At 40.3% G+C, this 25,053-nt stretch carries 26 protein-coding genes; 7 read left to right on the forward strand and 19 right to left on the reverse strand.

Annotated features, from left to right (window positions below):
- Nucleotides 1–16: 16 nt before the first annotated feature.
- Complete coding sequence (locus PFZ69_RS00780) at nucleotides 17–928, forward strand: aldo/keto reductase (protein ID WP_270179138.1); 912 nt, start codon at nucleotides 17–19, stop codon at nucleotides 926–928.
- Between the two features lie 36 nt (nucleotides 929–964).
- On the opposite strand, the gene PFZ69_RS00785 is transcribed toward PFZ69_RS00780, so the two are convergent.
- Genes PFZ69_RS00785 through PFZ69_RS00795 form a run of 3 tightly spaced genes read right to left on the reverse strand, consistent with a single transcriptional unit; the run spans nucleotide 965 to nucleotide 3,538 of the window.
- Nucleotides 965–1,633, reverse strand: coding sequence for a CoA transferase subunit B (locus tag PFZ69_RS00785; protein WP_270179139.1), 669 nt, complete (start codon nucleotides 1,631–1,633; stop codon nucleotides 965–967).
- An 11-nt stretch (nucleotides 1,634–1,644) separates the two neighbouring features.
- Entirely contained in the window at nucleotides 1,645–2,331 is a 687-nt protein-coding gene (locus tag PFZ69_RS00790; protein WP_270179140.1) for a CoA transferase subunit A, read from the reverse strand.
- Between the two features lie 22 nt (nucleotides 2,332–2,353).
- Entirely contained in the window at nucleotides 2,354–3,538 is a 1,185-nt protein-coding gene (locus PFZ69_RS00795) for an acetyl-CoA C-acetyltransferase (RefSeq protein ID WP_270179141.1), read from the reverse strand.
- A gap of 157 nt (nucleotides 3,539–3,695) precedes the next feature.
- Here PFZ69_RS00795 and PFZ69_RS00800 point away from each other — a divergent pair, with 157 nt between their 5' ends.
- Nucleotides 3,696–4,613 (forward strand): hydroxymethylglutaryl-CoA lyase, encoded by a 918-nt coding sequence (locus PFZ69_RS00800; protein WP_442865117.1) that lies wholly within the window; start codon nucleotides 3,696–3,698, stop codon nucleotides 4,611–4,613.
- Nucleotides 4,614–4,662: 49 nt separating this feature from the next.
- Here PFZ69_RS00800 and PFZ69_RS00805 read toward each other — a convergent pair whose 3' ends face one another.
- The 14 genes from PFZ69_RS00805 to PFZ69_RS00870 form a co-directional block, all read right to left on the reverse strand.
- Complete coding sequence (locus PFZ69_RS00805) at nucleotides 4,663–4,824, reverse strand: hypothetical protein (RefSeq protein ID WP_270179143.1); 162 nt, start codon at nucleotides 4,822–4,824, stop codon at nucleotides 4,663–4,665.
- 17 nt (nucleotides 4,825–4,841) lie between these two features.
- Entirely contained in the window at nucleotides 4,842–5,159 is a 318-nt protein-coding gene (locus PFZ69_RS00810) for an iron-sulfur cluster biosynthesis family protein (RefSeq protein WP_270179144.1), read from the reverse strand.
- A 203-nt stretch (nucleotides 5,160–5,362) separates the two neighbouring features.
- A complete protein-coding gene (locus PFZ69_RS00815) occupies nucleotides 5,363–6,442 on the reverse strand; it encodes an FAD-dependent oxidoreductase (protein ID WP_270179145.1) in 1,080 nt (359 codons plus the stop codon).
- An 18-nt stretch (nucleotides 6,443–6,460) separates the two neighbouring features.
- Nucleotides 6,461–7,888, reverse strand: coding sequence for a dihydrolipoyl dehydrogenase family protein (locus PFZ69_RS00820; protein WP_270179146.1), 1,428 nt, complete (start codon nucleotides 7,886–7,888; stop codon nucleotides 6,461–6,463).
- 13 nt (nucleotides 7,889–7,901) lie between these two features.
- Nucleotides 7,902–8,483 carry a CDP-alcohol phosphatidyltransferase family protein gene (locus PFZ69_RS00825; protein ID WP_270179147.1) on the reverse strand — a complete coding sequence of 194 codons (582 nt, stop codon included), beginning with the start codon at nucleotides 8,481–8,483 and terminating at the stop codon, nucleotides 7,902–7,904.
- A 17-nt stretch (nucleotides 8,484–8,500) separates the two neighbouring features.
- Entirely contained in the window at nucleotides 8,501–9,154 is a 654-nt protein-coding gene (locus PFZ69_RS00830; protein WP_270179148.1) for a TVP38/TMEM64 family protein, read from the reverse strand.
- Nucleotides 9,151–10,140: an ABC transporter ATP-binding protein gene (locus PFZ69_RS00835; RefSeq protein WP_270179149.1), complete on the reverse strand. Its 990-nt coding sequence runs from the start codon at nucleotides 10,138–10,140 to the stop codon at nucleotides 9,151–9,153. Before PFZ69_RS00835 ends, PFZ69_RS00830 begins: the two co-directional genes overlap by 4 nt.
- Nucleotides 10,141–10,156: 16 nt before the next feature.
- The gene (locus PFZ69_RS00840; protein ID WP_270179150.1) at nucleotides 10,157–10,978 is read right to left on the reverse strand and encodes an ABC transporter permease; all 822 of its coding nucleotides are present in this window, start codon (nucleotides 10,976–10,978) and stop codon (nucleotides 10,157–10,159) included.
- Nucleotides 10,975–11,838, reverse strand: coding sequence for an ABC transporter permease (locus PFZ69_RS00845; RefSeq protein ID WP_270179151.1), 864 nt, complete (start codon nucleotides 11,836–11,838; stop codon nucleotides 10,975–10,977). Before PFZ69_RS00845 ends, PFZ69_RS00840 begins: the two co-directional genes overlap by 4 nt.
- The gene (locus PFZ69_RS00850) at nucleotides 11,828–13,066 is read right to left on the reverse strand and encodes an ABC transporter substrate-binding protein (RefSeq protein WP_270179152.1); all 1,239 of its coding nucleotides are present in this window, start codon (nucleotides 13,064–13,066) and stop codon (nucleotides 11,828–11,830) included. Before PFZ69_RS00850 ends, PFZ69_RS00845 begins: the two co-directional genes overlap by 11 nt.
- Before the next feature lie 196 nt (nucleotides 13,067–13,262).
- Complete coding sequence (locus tag PFZ69_RS00855; RefSeq protein WP_270180580.1) at nucleotides 13,263–14,609, reverse strand: copper amine oxidase; 1,347 nt, start codon at nucleotides 14,607–14,609, stop codon at nucleotides 13,263–13,265.
- A gap of 249 nt (nucleotides 14,610–14,858) precedes the next feature.
- On the reverse strand, nucleotides 14,859–15,290 hold the full coding sequence (locus PFZ69_RS00860) for a GNAT family N-acetyltransferase (RefSeq protein ID WP_270179153.1): 432 nt from the start codon (nucleotides 15,288–15,290) through the stop codon (nucleotides 14,859–14,861).
- Between the two features lie 87 nt (nucleotides 15,291–15,377).
- On the reverse strand, nucleotides 15,378–15,941 hold the full coding sequence (locus tag PFZ69_RS00865) for a GNAT family N-acetyltransferase (RefSeq protein WP_270179154.1): 564 nt from the start codon (nucleotides 15,939–15,941) through the stop codon (nucleotides 15,378–15,380).
- Nucleotides 15,942–15,999: 58 nt separating this feature from the next.
- Nucleotides 16,000–16,785 carry a class I SAM-dependent methyltransferase gene (locus tag PFZ69_RS00870; RefSeq protein ID WP_270180581.1) on the reverse strand — a complete coding sequence of 262 codons (786 nt, stop codon included), beginning with the start codon at nucleotides 16,783–16,785 and terminating at the stop codon, nucleotides 16,000–16,002.
- Between the two features lie 84 nt (nucleotides 16,786–16,869).
- Here PFZ69_RS00870 and PFZ69_RS00875 point away from each other — a divergent pair, with 84 nt between their 5' ends.
- The 5 genes from PFZ69_RS00875 (at nucleotide 16,870) to PFZ69_RS00895 (ending at nucleotide 21,173) form a co-directional block, all read left to right on the forward strand.
- Complete coding sequence (locus tag PFZ69_RS00875) at nucleotides 16,870–17,493, forward strand: LysE family translocator (protein WP_270179155.1); 624 nt, start codon at nucleotides 16,870–16,872, stop codon at nucleotides 17,491–17,493.
- Between the two features lie 155 nt (nucleotides 17,494–17,648).
- Nucleotides 17,649–18,353: a cytochrome c oxidase subunit II gene (coxB, locus tag PFZ69_RS00880; protein ID WP_270179156.1), complete on the forward strand. Its 705-nt coding sequence runs from the start codon at nucleotides 17,649–17,651 to the stop codon at nucleotides 18,351–18,353.
- Nucleotides 18,353–20,302, forward strand: a complete 1,950-nt coding sequence (ctaD, locus tag PFZ69_RS00885; RefSeq protein WP_270179157.1) for a cytochrome c oxidase subunit I — start codon at nucleotides 18,353–18,355, stop codon at nucleotides 20,300–20,302. The genes coxB and ctaD overlap by 1 nt, the downstream gene beginning before the upstream one ends.
- A complete protein-coding gene (locus PFZ69_RS00890) occupies nucleotides 20,302–20,895 on the forward strand; it encodes a cytochrome c oxidase subunit 3 (protein ID WP_270179158.1) in 594 nt (197 codons plus the stop codon). The genes ctaD and PFZ69_RS00890 overlap by 1 nt, the downstream gene beginning before the upstream one ends.
- A 5-nt stretch (nucleotides 20,896–20,900) precedes the next feature.
- The gene (locus tag PFZ69_RS00895; RefSeq protein ID WP_270179159.1) at nucleotides 20,901–21,173 is read left to right on the forward strand and encodes a cytochrome C oxidase subunit IV family protein; all 273 of its coding nucleotides are present in this window, start codon (nucleotides 20,901–20,903) and stop codon (nucleotides 21,171–21,173) included.
- Between the two features lie 31 nt (nucleotides 21,174–21,204).
- Here PFZ69_RS00895 and PFZ69_RS00900 read toward each other — a convergent pair whose 3' ends face one another.
- Nucleotides 21,205–23,367 carry an FUSC family protein gene (locus PFZ69_RS00900; protein WP_270179160.1) on the reverse strand — a complete coding sequence of 721 codons (2,163 nt, stop codon included), beginning with the start codon at nucleotides 23,365–23,367 and terminating at the stop codon, nucleotides 21,205–21,207.
- Nucleotides 23,368–23,500: 133 nt separating this feature from the next.
- A complete protein-coding gene (locus PFZ69_RS00905; protein ID WP_270179161.1) occupies nucleotides 23,501–25,033 on the reverse strand; it encodes a glycine betaine uptake BCCT transporter in 1,533 nt (510 codons plus the stop codon).
- Nucleotides 25,034–25,053 lie beyond the last annotated feature (20 nt).

Genomic DNA, 25,053 nt, shown 5'->3' on the forward strand with positions numbered 1-25,053 from the left:
GGGAGGTAGGTATAAGATGAAGAAGAATCAATTAGGCAAATCCAACCTTCAAGTGAGTGAAATCGGATTCGGCACGATGTCTATCGGCACGGATCGCGAAAAAGGGATCTCACTCATTCGTGAAGCGATTGATAACGGCGTTAACTTTATTGATACTGCCGATCTTTATGATTTTGGGTTGAACGAAGAAATTGTTGGGGAAGCACTTCAAGGCAGAAGAGAATCCGTCATCCTCTCGACAAAAGGTGGAAATCACTGGGAGGAAGGAAAAGAAGGTTGGTATTGGGACCCTTCAAAAGAACATATCAAAAATGCATGTAAGCAAAGTTTAAAACGGTTGAAGACCGACTATATCGATCTTTACCAACTGCATGGTGGTACGATTGACGACCCGATTGATGAGACGATCGAGGCTTTTGAAGAATTAAAACAAGAAGGTCTCATCCGTGAATATGGAATCTCGAGTATTCGCCCGAATGTGATTCGAGAGTATGTTAATCGCTCATCTATTGCATCCGTCATGATGCAGTACAGCATTCTTGATCGCCGCCCTGAAGAAGAAATACTAGATTTGCTACACAAAAATAACATCAGTGTGATTGCAAGAGGACCACTCGCTAAAGGCATGCTAACAGACCGATTCGAACATAAAGTAAAAGATGACGGATTTCTAACGCATTCTAAAGATGACGTACTTGAAATAGCGAGAAAACTATCCGATATGCAAGGAAACGAACGGAATATGACGCAAACTGCTTTACGATATACCCTTGCTCACCCAGCAGTAGCAACTGCAATACCTGGAGCAAGTAAGAGCGAACAGCTGCTTTCTAACCTCACAGCGCAAAATGCGCCTGAATTAACCCAAAATGAGATTAACGAGATACGATCGATCTCAACAGCCAATACTTATGATAAGCACCGGTAAGTAAAAACGCAGTCTCACGGAGACTGCGTTTCTCTATTAATATGCGTCCATTATGACGTCTTTCACAATAATTTCTGGCTCAGTAGAGGCTTTAATTTCATCAACAGTATATCCTTCAGCAACTTCCCTGAGGACCAACCCTTCATCGGCTACATCGAATACAGCTCGGTCTGTGATGATTCGATTGACCACACCTTTCCCAGTTAAAGGTAATGAACATTCATTTAGTATTTTCGGATCACCGCTCTTATTAACGTGATCCATGATCACGACGATACGTTTAGCACCATGTACTAAATCCATTGCACCGCCCATACCTTTAATCATCTTACCTGGAATCATCCAATTCGCAAGGTCACCATTCTTCGAAACTTCCATACCTCCAAGAATTGCAACATCTATATGACCTCCACGAATCATAGCGAACGATTCAGCACTATCAAAGTAAGCTGCTCCTTGCATCGCTGTTACCGTTTCCTTACCAGCGTTGATCAAGTCTGGATCCACTTCACCTTCCGATGGATAAGGTCCAATACCTAGAAGACCGTTTTCGGATTGAAGTACGATCTTTTTGCCATCAGGGATATGGTTCGCAACCATCGTTGGCATTCCGATTCCTAGATTCACATAAAAGCCATCGCTGATTTCTTTTTCTGCACGTCTCGCAATTTTCTCTCTAACTGCTGCTTTATCCACTTTTGTCATAGTTAGCCTCCTTACCTAGTCGTTAGTCTTTCGATTCTCTTTTCTTGTTCACCAACAATCACTTTTTGAACATAGATACTAGGGGTATGAATTTGATCAGGCTCAAGCGCTCCGTTTTCAACGAGCTCTTCAACTTCTGCAATCGTCACTTCACCTGCTGCTGCAATCATAGGGTTAAAGTTTCTAGCCGTTTTGTTGTAGATAAGGTTTCCCATCAAGTCTGCTTTGGCAGCTCGAACGAGTGAAAAGTCTGCTTTAATCGCAGGTTCAAGCAAGTATTCCTTTCCATCAAAACTCCTTACCTCTTTTCCTTCAGCAATCGGAGTGCCTACTCCTGCTGGTGTATAGAATGCTGGAATACCGGCTCCTCCAGCACGAATTCGTTCAGCTAGTGTACCTTGAGGAATCAATTCTACTTCTAATTCACCTGATAGAACTTGCCTTTCAAACTCTTTGTTTTCACCTACGTAGGAACCTACCATCTTCTTAATCTGCTTATTCTTCAACAAAAGACCAAGACCCCAGTCGTCTACACCACAATTGTTTGATATGACGGTCAGATCTTTCACACCTTTGTCTCGGATAGCCATAATTAAATTTTCAGGAATACCAACAAGACCAAATCCACCTACTAAGAGCGTTGCACCATCTTGAATATCCTTCACTGCTTCGTCGAATGAGTTAAGTATCGGTTTCATATCGAATATGCCTCCTTCATTTTTACGGTCGTTCTACAATTGTCGCTACTCCTTGTCCGCCTCCAATACAGAGGGTAGCAAGTCCATAGCGATTGTTTCTTCGCTTCATTTCGTGAAGTAGTGTTACGAAGACCCTCGTTCCACTTGCTCCGATTGGGTGTCCAAGTGCAATCGCACCACCATTTACATTAAGAATCTCACGATTAAAGTCTAAATCTCTTCCGACAGCGAGCGACTGTGCAGCAAATGCCTCGTTTGCTTCTACTAAGTCCATATCGCTCATGGATAGATTTGCTTTCTCAAGAACTTTCTTCGTTGCAGGAACAGGACCAAGTCCCATTACACTAGGGTCTACTCCACCACTCGCATTCGCTTTTATAATCGCCAGATATTCAACACCTAGTTCTTCTGCTTTCTTACGACTCATCAAAACAACAGCTGCTGCTCCATCATTTATTCCTGAGGCATTACCTGCTGTTACGCGTCCGTCTTTTCTAAAAGCTGGTTTTAATTTCCCAAGCTTTTCAGCAGTTGTGCCCGGTTTTACATATTCATCTGTATCAAAGACTACTGGATCACCTTTTCGCTTTGGAATCGAAACGGGTATGATCTCGTCTGTAAAACGTCCTGCTTCAATTGCAGCCTGTGCTTTTTGCTGACTTTGAGCTGCGAATTCATCCATTTCTTCTCGGCTGAGGTTGTAATGGTCACATAAATTTTCTGCTGTTACACCCATGTGGTAATCATTGAACGCACACCATAGGCCATCATGAACCATGCTGTCGATCATCTTTTGATCACCCATTCTTAAGCCGTCCCTAGCTCCATTCAAGAGATAAGGTGCCTGGCTCATGTTTTCCATTCCACCAGCAACGACGATGTCCTGTTCACCAAGCATGATCGATTGCGCACCAAGGTGAACAGTTTTCAAGCCTGAGCCGCACACTTTATTAATTGTCATCGCAGGAGTAGTGACTGGAATCTCAGCTTTTATAGCTGCTTGTCTAGCTGGATTTTGACCTAGCCCTGCTTGAAGTACATTTCCCATGATGACTTCTTGTATTTGATCAGGCGTTATGCCGGCTCGTCGTATCGATTCTTGAATCGCTAGTGCCCCAAGCTCTGGTGCTGAAACACTCTTTAGGGCACCATTAAAAGATCCGATTGGCGTTCTGACAGCGCTTACAATTACTACATCTTGATTCATGTCATTTTCCTCCTTAAAGTGACTCTCTTCTACATAATTCTTAATTTAATCAGAAAACTCCTTCAAACAAAAAGAATTCCCATTATTCTAACGATTTCCTTGCAACTGTCTATAAGCTCTGTTTTAATAAAAAAGATAACGCTTACAAATAAAGGGGCTGATCTTGATGATACCAAATCAAGCTACGATAATCGAAGTAGGTCCAAGAGATGGACTTCAAAATGAAGCAAATTACGTTCCTACAGAAAATAAAATATCATTCATAAAAGCATTGAAAGATTCGGGCGTGCGTGAGATGGAGCTTACTTCTTTTGTTTCCCCAAAATGGGTTCCACAAATGAAAGATGCAAAAGAAATTGTCAACTCATGTCTAGATGAGTCAAGAAATTTTGTGCTTGCCCCAAATAGAAAAGGAATTGAACGAGTAAAAGAAACTTCTGTTTCAGCCGTTGCGCTGTTCGCAGGTGTAAGTAATTCATTCAATAAAAAGAACAGCAACAAAGAGACGATTCAATTATTAGAAGAATTGGTTGCGTTAGTAGATGAACTAAAGCGTGACGGTTTCTTTGTTCGAGCCTGTATCTCAACAGCTTTCTACTGCCCGTATGAGGGAAAGATGACCTTAAAGGATACGTTAGGTGTTTGTAGAACATTCGTTGAAGCAGGGGTCGACGAGCTTAGTGTAGCAGATACGATTGGCATGGCAACCCCAGAGGAGTCCTACAACCTCTTTCATACACTAAAAAGTGAATTTCCAAACACTCTTTTAACAGCACATTTTCATGATACGAGAGGAATGGCGCTTGCAAACATTTACGCTTGCCTTACTGCAGGCATATCAAGGTTTGACACGTCAGCAGGCGGGCTAGGCGGGTGTCCTTTTGCGAAAGGAGCAACGGGTAATGTCGCAACAGAGAGTGTCGTTTATATGCTAGAACGAATGGGGGTCGAAACTGGTATCGACTTAGAAAAACTTATGAAAGCGATCGATGAAATCGAACCGCACCTCTCTCGTTCCATTCACACACCATACCGCTCTCTCCATCAAAAAGAAGCGTCTGCTGAACTAAACTAACATATTACGATTTTGGTAAATTAAAAAGGAGCACTTTTTTGTGCTCCTTTTATCCTTTGAAAATCGTAAGGATCGTGCTATAGATTAAAGCTAAAATAATTCCTCCAATGAATGAAATCCGATCCATTTTCTTTTCTTTAATAAAATTTGAGATTCCTTTCACAATCATATAAACAACAAAAAACATAAGAAAATACATAAAAAATGACACGTTACATGCCTCCTAAATTATGAAATACGATTGATGTATCGCATTCTTGGGTTCAATATCTCATTGTCGCTTTTAAGCATGAAACAATGGTATTTTGGTAAATAGTCCAGCTTCATGTTTTCATCAAAAAACACCTTATATTGTTTCTGCACAAGAACAGGTCTGAAATTCGTTTCTAGCTCTAGATCATAATCCCCAACCTCTGAATCTAATACTAGCTGTGTTACACCGTTGACGACACATCCACAATCCTCAATATCATAGTTCAATTTAAGAAAACCGTTTTGTTCTTTTTCTAGTCTTTCAATCGCTCTATCTGTAAAATGTAAATTCATCTTTTCACTCCTTTTCTCCTCACAATCGCAAGGCAAAAATTAACCTCACGAAACTCACTTAATACGCTTGGCTTAAGATATATCGCTTAACTAAATTGTTCAAGCCTCAATTTAGCTACTAAGCTTTCACTTTTATTATAAACGCGAACGCCATGAAATTGCACATCCTGTGATGAAGTGAACCTAAGAAAGCAGGCTTCGGTTTATTTGTAAGTTTCAACAAACTTCCGATCGATTTTATTTTTTAACTTCCATGAAAGATGGTGGTGAAAACTTAAGTTACTATATAATAATAGACCTTCACGGTTTCCCGTGGAAAGGATAGAGAGATAACTTTGCTTCGGTTGAAAACGGGTTCCGTCTTCTCCTTTTATAAAGGATTTAATGTTATCCCAAAGCACTTTTGACTGCCTAACAGCGATGACTCCTGACTTTGGAAGTTTCGGAAACCCTTTTATTGAAGCGCAATCTCCCGCAGCAAAAATAGCAGGGTATTCCCTTACTTGTAGTGTATCTTCGACTAGCAAATAACCTTGAGGATCAACTGGCAATTTTGACGTTTGAAAAATGCCAGGCGCTTTAGGACCCGTCAACCATAATAGTTCATCATAAGCGATTTGCTTACCTCCAGCAGTGATAACATGGGAGGAAGTAACGTTCGATACTTTTTCATGTTCATATACTCTTAACCCTTTTTCCTTTGCAATCTCTTGAATCTTAGACGTTGCCTTTTCAGTTTCTCCTGCTAAAAGCGTAGATTGGGTTACTAACGTTACTGGAGCATCTTCTGAACGTCTTTTTGCATGTAAAGAGAGCGCCATTTCGATTCCTGCTGCACCTCCACCTACAACAACCGGCTCATCTGCGTCCCACAACTTACTTACTACTTCTTCAATTCGATAAGTAGGTTTAATTCGTAACGCATGTTGCCTTACACCAGGCACATCGATCCCACCCGTGTAGGATCCGATATCAATTGATAACACATCGTAAGGAACGATATCACCCTTTTCAGTCAGCACCACTTTCGCTTCTGCATCGATCGACAATGCTGCGCCTTTAATAAAAGTGACATTTGCTTTTTTAGCGAGGGTCGGTATGTGAATACGAATCTTTTCGAATTCATATAACCCCTCCATAAATCCTGAAAACATTCCTGAATAATATTGGTGCTCAGACGGTGAAATGACTGATACCTCGGCATCTATTGCTTCTTCTTGTAGTTTTTTTATCACATAAAGGTGAGCATGACCTCCACCGATCAATAATAACTTCTTTTTCAATCAAATCATCCTTTTCTCTTACCGAACCCACTTAATGTACTTTTCAGCAACCTTTGGAATGACACCATCGAAGAGTTTTTCACGCCAATATAAATCTGAAGCTTGATTCAGAATTGCTCCTTTGGTCGGGTACGGATGTATAACCGTCGATAGATCTCCTAGCTTATGTCCATGTTCTTTTGCAAACACGATTTCCTGCATCCAGCTCGAAGCATCTTCGCCTACGGCATGGGCCCCTAACACTTTCCCTTTCGAATCAGTGATTACCTTCACTAGACCGTCTTTCTTACGTTCTGCAATAAAACGGTCGACATCGCTAATATCAACTTTAAATATACGCACATCCTCACCGTGTTTTTCTCTTGCCTCGCTCTCAGTTAAACCAAGATGAAAGATTTCAGGATCAGTGTACGTCACCCATGGTACATTATCATACTTCACTTTTCTTCTTAAACCGAACACAGCATTTTGTACGATCAATTTCCCTTCCATTCCGGCTCCATGCGTGAATGGAAAAGCTCCATTGACGTCACCGATCGCATAAATATGAGACTTCGATGTTTGAAGCTGCTCATTTACTGTAATGTAGCCTTTGTTGGATTCCACACCAGCCGCTTCAAGGTTTAACTTGTCGGTATTAGGCTTTCGTCCCGTCGACATCATAATCTCATGAACGACGAGTTCTTCTTCTTTGCCATCAACTTTATATGTGACAACTTTTCTTCCTTCACGTGTGAATACTCCTGTTACCTCTGCATTATAGATAAAGGACAGTTCTTTTTCTAGAATCTCTCGAGCTACTGGAATAATGTCACTATCTTCTTTTTTTAAGATAGTATCTGACGTTTCGATAACAGTAACATTCGATCCAAACCTTGCTAATGATTGAGCAAGTTCGAGACCAACGACTCCCCCACCTATAAATACAATACTCTCAGGTAGGTGATCTAAATTGAAGATGGATTCATTCGTTAAGAAAGAGACGTTATCTACTCCTTCAAGAGGAGGAACGTTCGGGCTGGACCCTGTTGAAATGACGATCCGCTTACCTGAAATGGAGGTTTGTCCATCGATCGACACAGTATGTTCATCGACAAAAGATCCTTTTCCCCGATAGATTGTTACGCCTAGTTCCTCAAAACGTTCATCGCTATCTACTTCTTGTATTTCTTCGATCGCTTCATGAACGCGTTCGATCGCGCGTTGGAATCGAACCTCTCCATTTACTGTTAAGCCAAATTCTTTAGCACCTTTATAGACAGCATGAACCTCTTTTGCTGCAGTAATAAAGGCTTTTGAAGGAACGCATCCAAAATGCAAACAATCTCCGCCAAGTCCTGGCTGGTCATCAATCAACGCTACACTCGCGCCCATGTTAGCGGCACCTGCTGCAGCAGTTAACCCTCCTGAACCTCCTCCTATTACGATCAGATCATATTTTTCCAATCTAAACACCTCTCTATCCGAGTATTCTTTTTGCTTCAGTAAGTCTTTGTATGCTTGTAAATAGTTCGATTGCTAAGAACAATAGAGTAAGTAGCGTTAAGTACCCAGGAAAGAGAATCATAGCAGTAAACAATAAAAAACCTTCTGTCCGTTCAGCTGCACCTGCTTGGTAATAAAATGATTTGATTCCTTGTTTTTCTGAAACAGCTCCTACCGTTAAGAAAATCGTCATTGCGAATATGATCGAGGTACTCAATAATAACAATGCCCACATCGATTCAGGGAATGCAAAGGCAAGTCCTAAAATCACACTTATCTCTACAACTCGATCAAAACTTACGTCTAATACTGTTCCAAATGCTGAGGGCTTCGTTTTCCTTGCCATCGTCCCATCCACAGCATCTAAATATCCAGAAACCCATAATACAATGATCGCTAGAACAGGATGATCTAGATAAATAAACAACCCGGATGTGACCCCGATAATAAACGATATGATCGTTACCTGGTTCGCACTAAGACCTATCTTAAGTAACCAGCCTGCGGTTCTATCCATAACAGGCTGTACATATTTCCTGCCATGAGTATCGAGCACAGTACACCATCCTTCGATTAAATTTCTTCTTCTAATTCTGATCCGAATGCCTTTTTACGTATATACAACGTGATTAATAGGAGAACCAATAAAATAACCGATACAATTGCAACCGATTTGATATTGTTTGATAAAAAACTCGCACCTAAAAAGTTCAGAACAAGCGCACCAGGAAGCATACCTACTAACGTTGCAAAATAATATTTCTTCTTATCAACATTAGAAACACCGCACACGTAACTGACGAGGTCAAAATGCAGAAAGGGGACCAACCTTAATAGCAACACGTATGCGAATCCTTGCTCTGAGAGCCCTTTTTCTAATTTCTCTCCTCGCTTGCGCAAAGCTTCTGGTAGAGCCTTGAAGCCTAGTTTTCGAGCAGCAAGAAAGAAAAGAAGTGCTCCAGTCGATCCCCCTACTACAGCTAAGAGCGTTCCAATATACGGACCAAAAACCAAGCCACCCGCTATAGAAAGTACCGATGTTGGAAATAAAATGAACGGCCTGCCTATACAAGCTATAAGGAAGATCACAGGCGCATAAAGTCCAAAAGACGAAATCCACGAACGAATTTGGGAAGGGCGCAGGTTGAACACATTCTCATTAAGCAAGTAAATGCCTATCACAAGACATATCACAACGATCCCTTTTACTAGCGCTCTCATCGTCATGGGGTATTGCTCCATTCACGTCCGTTTCGATCATACGGGTATACGTGCGCTGCTTTTAACACAACATCTTGACCAGGTTCTAATTTGTCTTCAGAAGGAACGAGAATGGTTCCACCCTCCCAAGATACACGGTAACAAACTGAATTGTTCTTCACTGTAAGCGCGGTTACCTTTCCAGGAATAGAAACCAGCTCCTGATCATTTTGAACTCTATTATGTGGATCTATAGCAGTTATATGATGTTGAGGTACAAATCCTTTTTCTAAAGGAAGACCTTCCCCTATGATTCTTGCACTTTCTGTAGAGGAAGGGTACGTTACAACATCATAAGGAGTCCCCTGTTGTATCAATCGACCCTCATTCATGACCGCAAGCATGTCTGCCAACTCGATTGCTTCATCCCTGTCGTGCGTAATAAATAAAGATGTAATGTTTTCCTCCCGTAATATTTCCTTTACTTCACCCCTTAAAGATTCTCGAAGCGAAGCGTCTAAAGAACTGAATGGTTCGTCAAGTAATAGTAAATCTGGCTTTAACACAAGTGCTCTTGCTAGAGAAACCCGCTGCTTCTGGCCACCAGAAAGTTCATGCGGATAGGCATCCTTCCAAGGTGAAAGCTTAACCTTTTGTATCATGTCTAGTGCTTCTGAGATCCGCTCTTTTTTAGGAACCTTTTTCCTTTTCAATCCATACGTGATGTTCTCGAGCACGGATAGATGGGGAAATAATAAGGAATCTTGGAACATCAGAACGATCGAACGTTTTTCAGGTTTGGTTTTTGTCACCGACTTTCCATTGAGCATAATATCTCCACTGTCGATCGACTCAAGTCCTGCTAGGCAGCGTAGTAACGTTGATTTTCCACACCCTGAAGGTCCAACAATCGTTGCATGTTCTCCCTTTTTCAGAGAAAAAGATACACCTTTTAAGATCGGCTCTCCCGAATAGTTTTTGGTTAACTGGTTACATTGAATAAGGTCATTCATACCTATAAACTTCCTTTCAAATTCGATTGACTACCCGAATGACCGCTCTTAATGCTATTTCTGCAACTCCTACAAATAGGAGTGGAAGTAAAGCAAATAATAATGAGAATCCAGCGATAACTGCTTCATTGGAGCTTGAAAAATAAGGATAGTATAGCAAAGGCAGTGTTGTTACAACCCCTCCACCGATAATTGCTGTTAGGGCATATTGCCCAAGAGATATCACAAATGTTAATAGCATTAAGCTTCTAATGCTTGGAATCAGTAAAGGTAGAGAAACTGTAAAAAAACGTGCGACTGCCCCTGAACCGAGCACTGCCGCTTGTTCAATCAAGCCTTTTCCAAGTCGTTCATACCCTGCCCTCATGATACGAATCGAGTACGGCAAGGTTGGTATTAAATGAACGAGTAAGACCCCGCTTAGACGATCTGCCAATCCAAACTGAATCAAGGTATACTGTAAGCCCATTGCTAATAAGATGCCTGGAATCAAAATAGGTGACAATAAGAATGCCTCGATAAGGAACTTTCCTTTAAACGAATACATCGCTAATGCTCTTGCTGCCGGCATCGCTATGATTAAATTTAACAGTACTACCATTATTCCCAGTTTTAACGTTGTAATGAGAGAATCTACCAGTGCAGGATCACTAAAAATAACCTCCCACCCATCAAGGCCAAGTTCTCTTGGGAACAGAATCGGCCACTTCCAATCAGAAGCAAAACTTTTTACTACGATCGTAATGAGAGGAAGAATGAACAACATCATAAAAACAAACAACGTGATAAGAACGATCACCTTTCTTCTCTTCCCTGAAATAATTTCATTTAACCTCATCGCACTCTCCCTTTAATTAAGCGTAGCCTATGCTTTTGTATAAGTTTGAATGAGATTCCCGCTAAGAGGAGTGAAACGCCCCCAGGTATGATCATTGCTGCAAAAGCTAAAGGACGATTGCTCCAATCTCCGCTATAGAACCAATCGAATGCATGAACAGGCAACATTTCAGGCCTTGTTACTCCTAACAAATAGGGAACCTCAAAAGCAGTCGAAACAAAAGCGATCAAAATGATGGCAACTTCTAATAATATCGGGAGAAGCCATGGCCATTCAACAGTTTTAAACTCATCCCATTTGCTCCCCCCTAACGTTCTAACCACCTCTGAATAACGATGATCGATTTCGTAATAAACTGGGAGAAGCATCAGAATAACAAACGGAACTTCTTTCCAGACATATGTGAGGATGATTCCCACTCCTCGTGTATCCTGGACGAGTATCGGAAACATCGATCTGTCGTTTATTAATCCAATTTGAAAAAGCAAGGAAGAAAGTAATCCGCTCTGTGAAAGAAATAGGAAAACGAGATATCCTGCTACAAAGTGAGGAATCAAGATTGGAATCCATACGAGTCCCTTTACAAAAGAGTGCTGAAATAAACGATACAGTATTCTAGTCAGCACAAGGCCAATAACTAGCGAGAGAATGGTAGAGATGAGGGTAATCCAAAATGTAAACTTTAAGGATCTTAAAAAGGAATCGCTTCTAAAAAGTTCCTCGTAAAACTCAAACGTCCACTTTCCCCCTATTGTTTGCATACTTTGAATTACAGCAGACCACATCCCATAACCTACTAGGAATAAGACGATGATCACTGCAGGCGTTAAGTAAAACCATGCTTTATGCTTATTCTTCAAAAACCTTGTTTCCCCAATCATTCGTAATCCACTCCGTATAACCTGTATCTAAATCTGGAAGCTTGTACGTATTCAACCTTTCGGAAGAAATTACACTTTCACCGCGATTTAGTGAGTCAACTTTATTCTTTTCTTCTTCCTCGAGCTTATCATAGTTTAGTACCATCCCTTCTCCCCACATCTTTGGATCCATCTTAGCAATTTGAGCTTCAGGAGACTCTAAGAAGTTAATGACCGTCATCGCTCCGGAGGGGTTAGGGCTATTAAATGGGATGCTTAAATAATGATTGTTAGAAATAGAGCCAGGTGATTCAAGAACAAACGATTTTGTGCTTTTAGGAAACGTACCATCTTTAATTAAACTTTCCGCTCTCGCTTCATTGAAACCCATCGTCATCCAGACTTCCCCTTGGCTGTACAACGTATCTAACTTCGTCAATGACTCAGGATACGTTTCGCCATTTCGCCATAGGTTTGGTTTAATTTCATTTAGGTATGACCACACATACTCTCCGTTCTTCTCAACTAAATCTTGATCAAACTCTTTTGCCATCGTATCAACACGATCTGGCGCACTAGCTACCAACAGATGCTTTACAAACGTGTTCCCAGTGAAATCAGAAACGTTAGGATAAGTGAATTTCCCTGGGTTCTCAGAAATCCAAGCTTTCAATTCATCCAACGTTTTAGGTGGTGTATCAATTTTATTCGAGTCATAGTTAAATACAAATTGAACGCTCCCCCATGGTGCTTCTAAACCATCTACTTTCGTTCCTTGATCAAAAGCTGCTGATGGATCATCATTTCCGATATATTTCTTGAAGTTAGGCAATTTATTTGTAAAAGAGCCTAGAAGCAAATTAGCGTTTTTTGCATTCTTAAAATTTGCACCGTTGATCCAAATAATATCGATCGTTCCTTTATTCTTACCTGCTTTCTTTTCTGTTAATAGCTTTTGCATGAACTCTTCTGTATTCATCGGTTGTCTGTTCAATGTAATATTATGTTTCTCTTTTAGCTCAGGAGCAGCCCAATCATCGATGTAACGATTGATCCCTTCATCTCCTCCCCACATGAACAGATTAACTTCTGTTCCTTCTGCATCTTTTTCAATTTCCGTCCAATCTTTTGAAAGTACTTCTTCGTTACCAGCCTCGCCTTCTGTACTATTGCCACAAGCTGTCAACATAATCAAACCGGCTATAAAGATAAATAATTTCCATTTCATTCTAAAACCTCCATTTCGTGAAAGTGCGCGCACAAGTTTACCATAATTATTTTATGTTTATAAAAATAAACTCCTATCTTAATTATATCTTGTTCAAACAAATTTTGTTGTAATACACCTTACAGAGTATGTTTTTAGATAAAAAAACAGCAATAGCGCGTGGGCTATTGCTGTTCGATGAAGATTATTAGCTGTATTAGCTATCTTTTTGCAATTTTCTTCTAACCACTACACCTGTCGCTGCCATCGTAGCTAGAACAGCTGCCAATATCCACTCGATCGGCATCTGCTGTTCAGCAGTACCTCCCATACCTGTTTTTGGCATGTCCGTTGGCATACTCATTGCAAACTTGTCTGGGAACTGGTCAGTAAACGCTCCTGAAAGTCCTTTAGCAGGCTTGTACATATGAGCATAAGCTTCTCTTACAGAATCATAAGCAGCATCATAATCTTCGTTTGTGTAGCTATCAAATGCTCCGACTAATTGGTTCACGTGCATTTGGAGACCTTCAGCTAATGCATCCGACTTGAGACGGCCTTCTGTCGCTGTTTCTAAGAAGCTAGAGAAGTCAGCACGGTAGTTATCTAGAGCCTCTAATGCTTTTTCCTTCGCTGCTTCGTCTTCCGCACCTGTTGCTTGTACATATTCTACGAAGTTACCGATATGACCAGACCACATTTCATTAAACTTCATGCCAGCCTCTTCACCGTAAACTGATGAAATTGCTGCAGTGAGAGCTTCTGTATTTTTATTTAGAGCTTGCGCTGACGCTTCAAAGTCGTCTGAACCATCGATACCGTTCTGCATCGTCATCATTGCCAAACCAGCATGCTCTGAAAGCAGGTGACCAAGAGTTGCACGGAGGTCTGAGGCAGGTGTTACGGCTTTAGTCTCATCGAACTTCTCAGGGAATTGATCGGTAATCGCACTTGAGAAACCTTTTGCTACTCCATGCATGTGAGCAATCGCTTCACGTTCTTGTGCATAAGCTTTCTCGTAATCTCCTGCAACATAGCTATCGAATGAACCGATTAGCTGGTCGATGTGCATCTGAAGACCTTTTGTTAAAGATTCTGCTTCTAGACGTTCACCAGTTGCTGTTTCAAGGAATTTTGAAAACTCTTCTTTATAACCTTCAAGATTGTTAAGCGCTTCTTGCTTTGCTTCTTCATCTTCACTTCCTGTTGCTTTAACATAATCTACGAAGAATCCGATGTGGTCACTCCAGATTTGGTTGAACTGATTACCAGCTTCTTCACCGTATACTGAAGAAATTGCTCCCGTTAGCGCTTCTGTATTTTCGCTAAGTGCTCCAGCTGATGCTTCGAAATCATCCGCACCTTCTGCTCCTTTTCTCATCGTTTCAACTGCAAGGTATGCGTGCTCACTAAGTAGATGTCCTAGTGTAGCTCTAAGATCTGCTGCCGGCGTTTCAACTGTAGGCTTGTCCGCATGGTTACCGTGATCATCTGCAAATGCGCCTGTCGGCATCAATAGAGAAAAACTTAGTGGGACGATCATGAGTCCTTTCTTCCAGTCGATTACTCTTTTCTTCAAATTATTTTCCGTATTCATGTTACATCCACTCCCCTTAAATTTTTATACATCTAGCTAACGGAATGGATTAGAAGTTGGATCATCTTTTTTATTATTTTTTTAAAAATACTCGTGATAATCCTCTAGAACCCTTGATAATAATGGATTTAGAACGGTTATAGAATTTGGGGTAATTAGTCGTAAAATAAAAAAGACCCCTTATGCTACTCAAGCAAAGGGGCCTTTCAGTTCTGATTATTTGTAGACCATAATGGTTTGCATTTCTTTGAATCCAATATCTTTATAGATATATTTCGCAAAATTAGATGAGTATACATTTAAACGTATTTCCTCAAAACCTTGTTCTTTAAGATCACGAATACTTGCTTGTACTAATTTTTTTGAATAGCCTTTTCCTCGAAACTCTGGAAATACAAATACATCATAGATGAATCCGTGTTTGATACCCGTAAAGTAATCCGTGTTTTCTCCAATCAATACCCAACCCGCGATTTGATCGCCATCTCGATATACAAGATGATATCCCCCGCGTTCAAGGATTGAAGTAACGATTTCGATCGCTTTGTCTTCTTTTATAATTCCAGGGTTTGTCGTCCCCTCATTTACCGACTGAATTGAATTCGATAAGATGTATTCTTTTTCTTCGGCACTTGCACGTTCAATCAACTATGTCCCCTCCTTGCAGTTCTTTTATGGTATTTCTTTATAATGAAGCTTTGTTCCTGCTAGTTTATCTAATTGGGTAACTTTACCTCACTGCCTTACCTTTGCATAGATTGATGTGTCCCTCAATTGTTCTCCATCTATCGAAACGTCTTCATTCTGTAAAATTCCTTCTAGTGAAAATCCTAGTCGCTCTATGATTCTCATACTACGATTATTTTTCGTGTCACACCTTACTTCCACTCTTCTCGCATGTAATTCCTTGAACGCAAATTCTGTTATTGCTCGAACAGCTTCAGTCATATATCCATTACCAGAATGTCGAGTGTCAATCCAATACCCTACTTCAAATTTTCTAACGTTCCAATCAATTCTATGTAAGCCGGATGACCCTATAAAATCCCCAGTATCTTTATGATAGATGTGTAACCTTAAATCTTCTCTTTTAAGAAAGGCGGCATGAGCTTCTCTTACGTTTTCTTCTACCTCTTCCTTAGATTGGTCGTTTTTCGCAAAGGGCATCCATAGCTTTAATTCAGCTCTTGATGCTTGAATCGATTCATGCACGACAAGACCATCTCCAGGGAGAGGACATCGTATATACAACCGTTCAGTATGAATCTCGCGAGGAAAATCTATTAAAATCGGTTTCATTTAGCAGCCTCCAAAACGTTATAAATGTCAGAATTATATCACTAAACCAAATGATTTGTCATTTATAGCCCAGCAACACTTTCACTCTGATCTCTTCTTTAAATTTGCCTTCTGAATGAATACTTAATAACTCACGTTTTACTTCAGCTTCAAAATCATCAACATTACTTCCCAGGTAGCTCTTCAATCCGTATGAAGTGGAATAATGATGACCTAATAACGTTTCGATTGTCCAATAATGCTCATAAGGTTCACATTCTACTTTTTCTATAGAAAATGGAGACTTCTCAATCACTTCTTCATGACTTAATGTAGGATGGGAATATGTACCGCTACCTGCTCGACGCTCCTCGCCATACCACTTCTTAGCAACCTTAGAGAATGCAATCTGCCAATCCTCTAAAACGTTATCTGGTTGATAATCGTCAATAACCGCTATTCCACCAGCTTTCTGGATTGTAGGATAAAGCTTTTCTAAAAAATGCGAACGATTCAGCCAGTGAAAAGACTTCCCAATTGTTACTAACTTAAATGATTCATGATGTTGAAGGTTAATAAATTTTTCTACATCTGCTAACTTCCACTCGATATTCGAAATTTTTAATAGGTTTGCCATTTTACTTGCTTCCTGTAACATTCCTTTATCAACATCTACACCTACGATATGTTTTGACCAATCTGCTAACCTGATCGCAAGCTGACCTGGTCCACAACCTACATCCAACACTCGATCTTGAGACGACAGATGAAAACGGTCCACTACTAACCGAATGACTTCGGAAGGATAACGTAGCCTATACGCTGCATAAAATGGTGCCGCACCTTTAAATAGATCTGTGTAAATTTGAAACTCCTCCCAGAATCCCTTTTTGAAAGACGGTTTCTCTTATATACTTAAACAATACCATACTAGAAAGGAAAGAATCTCATGGATCTATCCGTATTACTATCATTCTTATTTGCTGCGGTAGTATTAACCCTCATGCCTGGCCCTGACAACTTGTTCGTGCTTGCTCAGAGCATTTCTCAGGATAAGCGGGCTGGTATCGCTACTTCTCTCGGATTATGCTCAGGACTTGTTGTACATATAAGTGCTGCCGCAATTGGAATATCTGCAATTCTGTACCAATCATCACTTGCCTTTTCAATCGTAAAATATTTGGGAGCAGCTTACTTACTATACCTTGCATTTCAAGCATTTCGCGAAAGGAAGCAATCTACACTCCTAAAAAACCAACGAGACCAATCTTATATGGCTCTTTATCGAAAAGGGATTATTATGAATATACTTAACCCTAAGGTTTCTTTATTTTTCCTAGCTCTTCTTCCTCAGTTTGTTAATCAACATTCTGGATATGCTTCTTTACAAATGGTGTTGTTAGGAATGATATTTATCGTCCAAGCTTTTCTTATCTTCACCTCAATCAGCTTGTTCGCTAGCAGTATCAAAGGACTTCTCCTAAAAAATTCAGCGGTCCTTGGGAAAATAAATGTAATCAAAGGTGTCTTGCTTGGGATTATCGGTATCCAGATCGCATTTAGCAGCAAGTAACATTTTCTGTTTAAGAAGTGCACATGACTAAAGCTCATAATGTCGAGTAAAGCCACGCGAATCCAATTCGTGTGGCTTTTTGAGTGCGCTGTTTCAAATAAATGGGTATTGGGTAATGGAGATTGTTAGTCACTTATATAGAGAGGAGAGCCTTCATGAGAAGTTTATACATTATCGGAACCGCTTTCTTTCTGTCAGGTTGTTCTTCCATCGCTGTATTAAATCCAAAAGGAACAGCGGGCGAAAAGCAATTGGACCTTCTCTTATTAAGTCTTTTACTGATGAGTATCGTACTAGCAGTTGTTTTTACTCTTTTTGTGAGATTTTTAGTAAAGTACCGCGAAAAGCCTGGACAGGAAGATGACTTCCCAACTCAAAAAGCTGGCAATAAAAAGCTCGAAATAAGTTGGATCGTCATCCCTTTTATTATCATCATCGTTCTTGCTGTACCTACTTTTGCAACAACTTATCAGCTTGATGAGCCTTTTAACAATGACCAAGATCCTTTAACGATTAAAGTGACAGGAGAACAGTTTCAGTGGTCGTTTTACTATCCTGAATATAACATTACCTCAAGAGACGAATTACGCATCCCTGTAGATCGCCCCATTACATTCAAGCTCTCATCAAAAGATGTTATCCATTCATTTTGGATTCCGCAACTAGGCGGAAAAAGGGATGCTCTTCCTGGAAAGGAAAACACTTTACGGATGACCGCCATCGAAACAGGTACATATAGCGGGAAGTGTGCTGAACTCTGTGGAGCGGAGCATGCTTTGATGACGTTTGATACGATCGTTTTAGACAAAGATGACTTTTCAACTTGGATAGAGAAAATGAAGGACGGTGAGAACAACTGATGAATAGCATCTATCATTATTTTCGTACATTACCATCAGACATCATTTTAGCTGACATATCTTTTGTGATCATCATCATCGCAACGACCTTCTTACTTACGAGATACCATAAATGGAAGTGGCTCTGGAGTTGGATCACGTCAACAGATCATAAGAAGATTGGCATCATGTATTTGGTTGTATCTTTCTTATTTTTTCTTAGAGCAGGGTTAGAAGCTTTATTGATCCGAATGCAACTTGCTTTTCCTGAAAATGAATTCTGGGTATTTCAAGGAGAACGATTCAACCAACTTACAAGTACACACGGAACAGTCATGATCTTTCTTGTTGCTACGCCGCTATTAATCGGATTGATGAATGTGATCGTACCATTGCAAATCGGTGCAAGAGACGTTGCTTTTCCATTCATGAACTCATTGAGCCTCTGGCTGTTTATTTCAGGGGGAATCTTAATAAACGTCAGCTTTATAGCTGGAGGTTCACCAAATGCTGGCTGGACTACATACGCTCCTCTATCACTCAACGAATTTACCCCGGGACCTTCGAACAGCTATTATCCGATCGGACTACAAGTCGCAGGACTCGGAACAATTATGGGTGCGATCAACTTTATCGTAACGATTATAAAAATGAGGGCACCTGGGATGAAGTTTATGAGGATGCCGCTATCAACTTGGTCGATGCTCATTACTTCGGTACTCATCGTGTATGCATTTTCCGCTCTTGCGGTAGCTTTGCTGTTATTAACGTTCGAACGACTTTTCGGAACAATCATCTTATCAGGATCTGAAGGAAATCCACTGATCTGGCAACATTTGTTCTGGATATTCGGTCACCCTGAAGTGTATATCATCGCACTACCTGCTTTTGGGATATTCTCAGATGTTATCAGTACTTTTTCGAAGAAGAAATTATTCGGGTATACTTCAATGGTGTTTGCAATCATTTTGATCGGATTCTTAGGGTTTATGGTTTGGGTCCACCACATGTTTACAGTTGGACTAAATGCAAATATCAACGTTTTCTTCGCCTTGACCACAATGTTGATCGCGATCCCTACTGGTATCAAAATCTTCAATTGGTTGTTTACGATGCGTGGTGGACGAATAAGATTCGATACCCCTATGCTTTATGCTCTCGGCTTTATCGTAACGTTCGTAATGGGCGGAGTTACTGGCGTCATGCTTGGCTCAGTTCCAGCAGATTATCAATATCATGACAGCTATTTTGTTGTTGCACATCTACACTATGTCATTATAGGCGCAACGATTTTCGGAGTGCTTTCAGGGGTTTATTATTGGTGGCCAAAGATGTTCGGTAAGATGTTAAACGAAAAACTTGGTAAATGGAATTTTTGGACGTTTGTGATCGGATTTCATTTCACTTTCTTTCCGATGCATATTTTAGGATTGATGGGGATGCCGAGACGAGTCTTTACATATCCAGAAGGAGAAGGACTTGGTTGGCTTAATTTTGTGAGTACATGCGGTGCATTTTTAATGGGAATAGGCGTATTGTTTTTTATGCTAAACATCTATCTCACGACTCGGTACGGAAAATTTGTTCAGCAACACGACCCATGGATGAAGCGAGGACGAACGTTAGAGTGGACGGTTCCTAGTCCTCCCCCACCCTATAACTTCGCACGAGTTCCAGTCGTAACTTCCGGTGAGCCGTTATGGACTGCCTATGAAGCACAGAAACACAACATCGATTTCGAAGGCGATTATGATGAGATCCACATGCCTTCTTCAAGTTCATTGCCGTTCTTTATGGGAATGGCATTTCTAATCGCTTCCTTTGGCTTTGTTTTCGAAATTTGGTCTGTAGCAATTCTAGGTATGGCTGGTGTCTTCACTACTATGACAATTCGGTCTTTCCAGAATAAGAATGGCTATTTCATACCGAAAAACAAAGTGATCTATAACGACAAGGGAGTGGGTTACTAATGCCATCTCTAGCTGAAAAAAACCTATTTAGCGACCACCATGCGCAAATGAATATTTTAGCTTTCTGGTTTTTGATCGGTGCAGAGGTAGTGGTATTTGGTTGCTTATTCGGTATTTATGTATCAGTACAGGAGTTAACCAACAACGGACCAGGAGCAAAGGAACTCTTCAACCTTTCTGAGATTATCGTAAGTACGATCGTGCTGTTGTCTAGTAGCTTTACATGTGCACTAGGTGTTTATACGTTAAAACTTGGTAAAAAAACGATGACCTTAGTTTGGTTTCTTCTTACAATCAGTTTGGGATTAGGATTCGTCATTCTTGAAGGAATTGAATTTATGGCTTATGTCGCGGAAGGCGCAACGATTAGTAGTAGTCCTTTCCTCGGTGCTTTTTATATGCTTTTAGGTACTCATGGAGCACATGTCCTCTTTGGGATCGTATGGATCTTTATGTTGCTCATTCAATTGATGATGTATGGGATCACTAAAGAAACTGCACCAAAGCTGTTTATTGCTAGCTTATACTGGCACTTTATAGATGTAGTCTGGGTCTTTATCTTTACAGTAGTCTATCTACTCGGAAAGGTGTGAGTGAAATGAAGAAAGAGAACGACCACCTTATAAAAATTTCGGTTATGTTCGTTACGATGATTCTTCTAACGCTTATTGCTTTCTACATCGTATACAGTGAATGGATCTCTAATGAATTTCTACCATATGTACTTATCTTCTTAGCGATGATTCAAGTGGTCATTCAATTGATCTTATTTATGGATATTAAAGAAAAGGAGGGAAGGTATCGAATTACATCTGTTGCGGCAGGTGGGTTCATCGCAGTTCTAACGATTTTCTTTCTAGCTATATTATAAAAAGAACCAGGGGTGAAGTCCCCTGGTTCTCCTATTTTTCTCGCATACCGAAACTCTTACTTAGTAACAATAAAGACTCGTTAATCTTCCAAACATAATAGAGATCATTGATTCGACCTTTGAGTTCTTTATTATCTTTCCCCGCATCCAACTTTTCTACTTTGTCACGAATCGAATCCAAACTATACATGACGGTTTTCGTATTCCCGTGTATGCCCTTCGATAACGCTTCGATATTGTAATTGATAATATGATAAGTTTTCTTTAGCTCTTCTTCCAACTCCGGTACAGAGAGTATCGCTCTGTTTCGATTTGAAGAAGCAAGGAGGTGCTTAGCGTAGTAATTTATTGCAGTAACAACTGTAATCCACTGCTCAATGTTTGATTTCTGCATAATGGATACTTTATTTCTTAAGGGCTTCGCATCGTTAAGAACATTCTGGTATTTCTCATCTAACTCAAACGCCATGTTAATAAACTGGTGATGGGAGTTCGTTTCCGTATAAGAATGGAGGTAATCCGATACATACGTTCGCAACTTCACAAAGAATTCAGTTGCTGCGACAGCTACTTTTTCTTTTGTTTTTCTAGGATAGATTATAGCTGCGGCAAGGGAACCGATCGCCGCACCAACTAACGTATCGATAACACGCGACATAATAAGTTCACTCGTTATCCCACCCATTATGAAGTCATACATAATTGCAATGAGCGTAGTCATCCAGAACATCATGATTCCATATGATATAGGCATCAAATAAAAGGCAAGAAACACACAGCAAAACAATGTGATCAACTCAAATACCGGTTGTCCAGATAAGGAAAGCGCAATTCCAAATCCTGCTATAGCCCCAAAAATTGTACCGATGGATCTCTCGGTTGCTTTCTGAAACGTCATACCAACCGTATCTGTTCCTAACAATACGATAAAGGTTGATAAAAGCACCCAGTATTGATGTGTAGGCGATAAGAAATAGCCGACTACAATCGCCACACTACCAGCCACGATTGCTTGTAACGCTTTATTCTTTGCTAGCCTAGCATCTTCTGATGTGTTGTCAGCTACCTCATCTGCCTGAACTTCCTTAACTGATTCCAGATTTACATCCCTTCGCTTCCCTAATTGCCTGGAGCTCTCTACTAAGTGATTCGATATCGCTTCGATTCTCCTAATTAACCAAAGCCAGTCCTTATCGACCTCATGATTTTTTTGCATGGCTTTTATCATTGAACTAAGTTCGCTAATAACCGATTCAGTTTTTTTAAGATTACCAACCACGTCATGAGTACGCAGTACTTCGGCATCACGTATCGATTCTACAACTTTGTACAACAGTACTCTTATGTTCGTATGTTGTAATACGTGTAGATCCTTTAAACGGTCTACAACATAATATAGAGACTGAATTAACATCTCTGCATCAAATATATAGAACCTCAATTGCTCAGCATCGATACCAGGCCAAATTTCCTCAGGCTCTGTGTTATTAAGAGAGCTTGAAATGACTTGAGAATAAGAATTGATCTTTTTAATATCTTTTCGAAGCTGAGAAGGTACAGACTGATTAGTAGTAGGGTTTGCAATCGCCTCTAACACCAGATCAAGGGTCATATTCGTTTGAGTGTGAAATGAGCGGACGCTATTAATCAACTCAACTTTCGGTCGGTTTTTAATGAGATAAAACCGATATACATATGAATAGCCTCCTCCAATGATGATACCAAGAAGATACCACCCAATATCTTCTATCTTCAATTGTAGTAAAGTAGAAAAATATGTTGATAAAAATGCAACGGTGAACATCGCGAAATACCGGAACCCAAATTGCTGTAAATAATATGCTAGAAAAATGACGATTAAAAATAAGAAATCTATCGCAAATGGAATAACGCTTAAGGATGTGCTCACCGTTAACGCAACTGCACTTGAAACAACTAAAATCAGCGTAGAGAATTTCTGCTTTTTCTCTGTATCATCATTCACTAAAAATAATGTCAGTAAGCTAACGACTCCAGCTAATATAGAAGCAGGAAATGAAGCACCTAATGTAAAGGCAAAGATGAGCATAGTGAGTGACGAAGACAGAACGCTAATCGTAATACGTAAAGCCTGGTGTAATCTCGATCTTCCTGGATCTGCAGGAGTTACACGAATAAGTGAATGAAGAAGCGACCTATGCATTGTTTTTTTCATAATTCTATCTTAGCTAAATTAACTTGTATGTTCCACACGTCGATTCGCTCCCCTTCTTTAGCACTTCCGGTGTTGTTTTTCTAATGAAATAAAAAGCCTTTGAAGACTATTATCTTCAAAGGCTGAATAGCTATTAAACAGTTTTCGGATCTTTTGGTGCTTTTGTCTTCTTCTCTGTACTACGTTGTTTTCTAGGTACTTCCGCACTGAAAGACTTAATCATTCCCCAACATGTAAACAATAGAATGATCGTTAGTGGGAACGCACTCACGATGATAGCAGTCTGCATGCTTTGTAGACCACCTGTAATCATCAGAACAACTGCAGATGCAGCCAACACAAAGCCCCAGCTGAACTTAACGAAGTTCGGTGGGTTTAAGCTACCGTTTGTTGTTTGCATACCGAGAACAAATGTAGCAGAGTCAGCTGATGTAATAAAGAAAGTAGAGATTAATAACAGAGTCACGACCGTTAGGATACCTCCAAGAGGAACCTGCTCATAGAGATAAAACAATGCTGTTTCAAGTCCCTGTCCTGCAATATCTGTACCTTGGTTAAAGTCGAAGAAAATAGCTGAACCGCCAAACACTCCGAACCAGAATGCACAAACAACTGTAGGTACTACGGTAACAGCAATCATAAACTCTCTGATCGTTCTCCCCCTAGAAACTCGGGCGATAAACGTTCCTACGAACGGAGACCAAGCGATCCACCAAGCCCAATAGAAAATTGTCCAACCTTGAACCCATGACTCATTTTCTGGATTCATAGGTGCAAGACGCATCCCCATTCCAAAAATGTTTTGTACATATTCACCAAAAGTAGTTACGAATAGATCCAGAATGAATTTCGTTGGACCTAGGAAGATAAATAGTCCAAGTAAAAGAACAGCAAGAATCATGTTCGTGTTACTTAAATATTTGATTCCTTTTTTGATTCCTGTTCCAGCGGAAATTGTAAACAGCACTGTGATGACAGCGATGATGATCAACTGCACCGTGAAGTTGTTAGGTATATCCGTGAGGTAAGCTAAGCCACCATTAATCTGCTGAGCACCAAGACCAAGGGATGCTGCAACACCAAAGATCGTTGCAAATACTGCAATGATATCGATAGTGATCCCAATCGGCCCTTTCACACGATCTCCAAGCAACGGATATAGCGTTGCACTGATAAGACCTGGTGCCCCTTTTCTAAATTTATAGTAAGCAAGAGCAAGAGCAATAGTAGCGTAGATTGCCCACGCATGAAATCCCCAGTGAAGATATGTATATCTTAAAGACTGGTGAGCTGCATCAACAGTTCCACCTTCTCCTCCAAGTGGGGGTGTAGAAAAGTGAGACATTGGTTCTGATACTCCAAAGAATAAAAGTCCAATTCCCATTCCTGCACTAAACAGCATTGCGAACCAAGTTAACCTGTTATACTCTGGCTTATCTGAGTCTTTACCTAGCTTAATGTTACCGAATCTACTAAAAATCAAATAAATGGCAAAAATCAGGAAAAATGTTGCTGCTAATTGATAGAACCATCCAAACTGATTTAAAAAGAAACTTTTCGATGTGGTCATAACCTGGTCAAGATTCCCAGGCATAATCACGCCCCATCCTACGAAGACGATCGCGATTGCGATGCCTATCCAGAATACTTTTGTTACTTTATCCATTCCATCCACTCCTCATTTTA

Source organism: Alkalihalobacillus sp. CinArs1 (assembly GCF_947387515.1).
Lineage (GTDB): Bacteria > Bacillota > Bacilli > Bacillales > Guptibacillaceae > Guptibacillus.

Excerpts from the sequence above, each read along its gene's own strand:
- coxB (WP_270179156.1), top strand. The coding sequence starts at position 17,649 with ATGAGAAGTTTATACATTATCGGAACCGCTTTCTTTCTGTCAGGTTGT.
- PFZ69_RS00900 (WP_270179160.1), bottom strand. The coding sequence starts at position 23,367 with ATGAAAAAAACAATGCATAGGTCGCTTCTTCATTCACTTATTCGTGTA.
- PFZ69_RS00830 (WP_270179148.1), bottom strand. The coding sequence starts at position 9,154 with ATGACGATGAGAGCGCTAGTAAAAGGGATCGTTGTGATATGTCTTGTG.
- PFZ69_RS00780 (WP_270179138.1), top strand. The coding sequence starts at position 17 with ATGAAGAAGAATCAATTAGGCAAATCCAACCTTCAAGTGAGTGAAATC.
- PFZ69_RS00890 (WP_270179158.1), top strand. The coding sequence starts at position 20,302 with ATGCCATCTCTAGCTGAAAAAAACCTATTTAGCGACCACCATGCGCAA.
- PFZ69_RS00810 (WP_270179144.1), bottom strand. The coding sequence starts at position 5,159 with ATGAATTTACATTTTACAGATAGAGCGATTGAAAGACTAGAAAAAGAA.
- PFZ69_RS00905 (WP_270179161.1), bottom strand. The coding sequence starts at position 25,033 with ATGGATAAAGTAACAAAAGTATTCTGGATAGGCATCGCAATCGCGATC.
- PFZ69_RS00875 (WP_270179155.1), top strand. The coding sequence starts at position 16,870 with ATGGATCTATCCGTATTACTATCATTCTTATTTGCTGCGGTAGTATTA.
- PFZ69_RS00790 (WP_270179140.1), bottom strand. The coding sequence starts at position 2,331 with ATGAAACCGATACTTAACTCATTCGACGAAGCAGTGAAGGATATTCAA.
- ctaD (WP_270179157.1), top strand. The coding sequence starts at position 18,353 with ATGAATAGCATCTATCATTATTTTCGTACATTACCATCAGACATCATT.
- PFZ69_RS00835 (WP_270179149.1), bottom strand. The coding sequence starts at position 10,140 with ATGAATGACCTTATTCAATGTAACCAGTTAACCAAAAACTATTCGGGA.
- PFZ69_RS00865 (WP_270179154.1), bottom strand. The coding sequence starts at position 15,941 with ATGAAACCGATTTTAATAGATTTTCCTCGCGAGATTCATACTGAACGG.
- PFZ69_RS00895 (WP_270179159.1), top strand. The coding sequence starts at position 20,901 with ATGAAGAAAGAGAACGACCACCTTATAAAAATTTCGGTTATGTTCGTT.
- PFZ69_RS00850 (WP_270179152.1), bottom strand. The coding sequence starts at position 13,066 with ATGAAATGGAAATTATTTATCTTTATAGCCGGTTTGATTATGTTGACA.
- PFZ69_RS00785 (WP_270179139.1), bottom strand. The coding sequence starts at position 1,633 with ATGACAAAAGTGGATAAAGCAGCAGTTAGAGAGAAAATTGCGAGACGT.
- PFZ69_RS00840 (WP_270179150.1), bottom strand. The coding sequence starts at position 10,978 with ATGAGGTTAAATGAAATTATTTCAGGGAAGAGAAGAAAGGTGATCGTT.
- PFZ69_RS00795 (WP_270179141.1), bottom strand. The coding sequence starts at position 3,538 with ATGAATCAAGATGTAGTAATTGTAAGCGCTGTCAGAACGCCAATCGGA.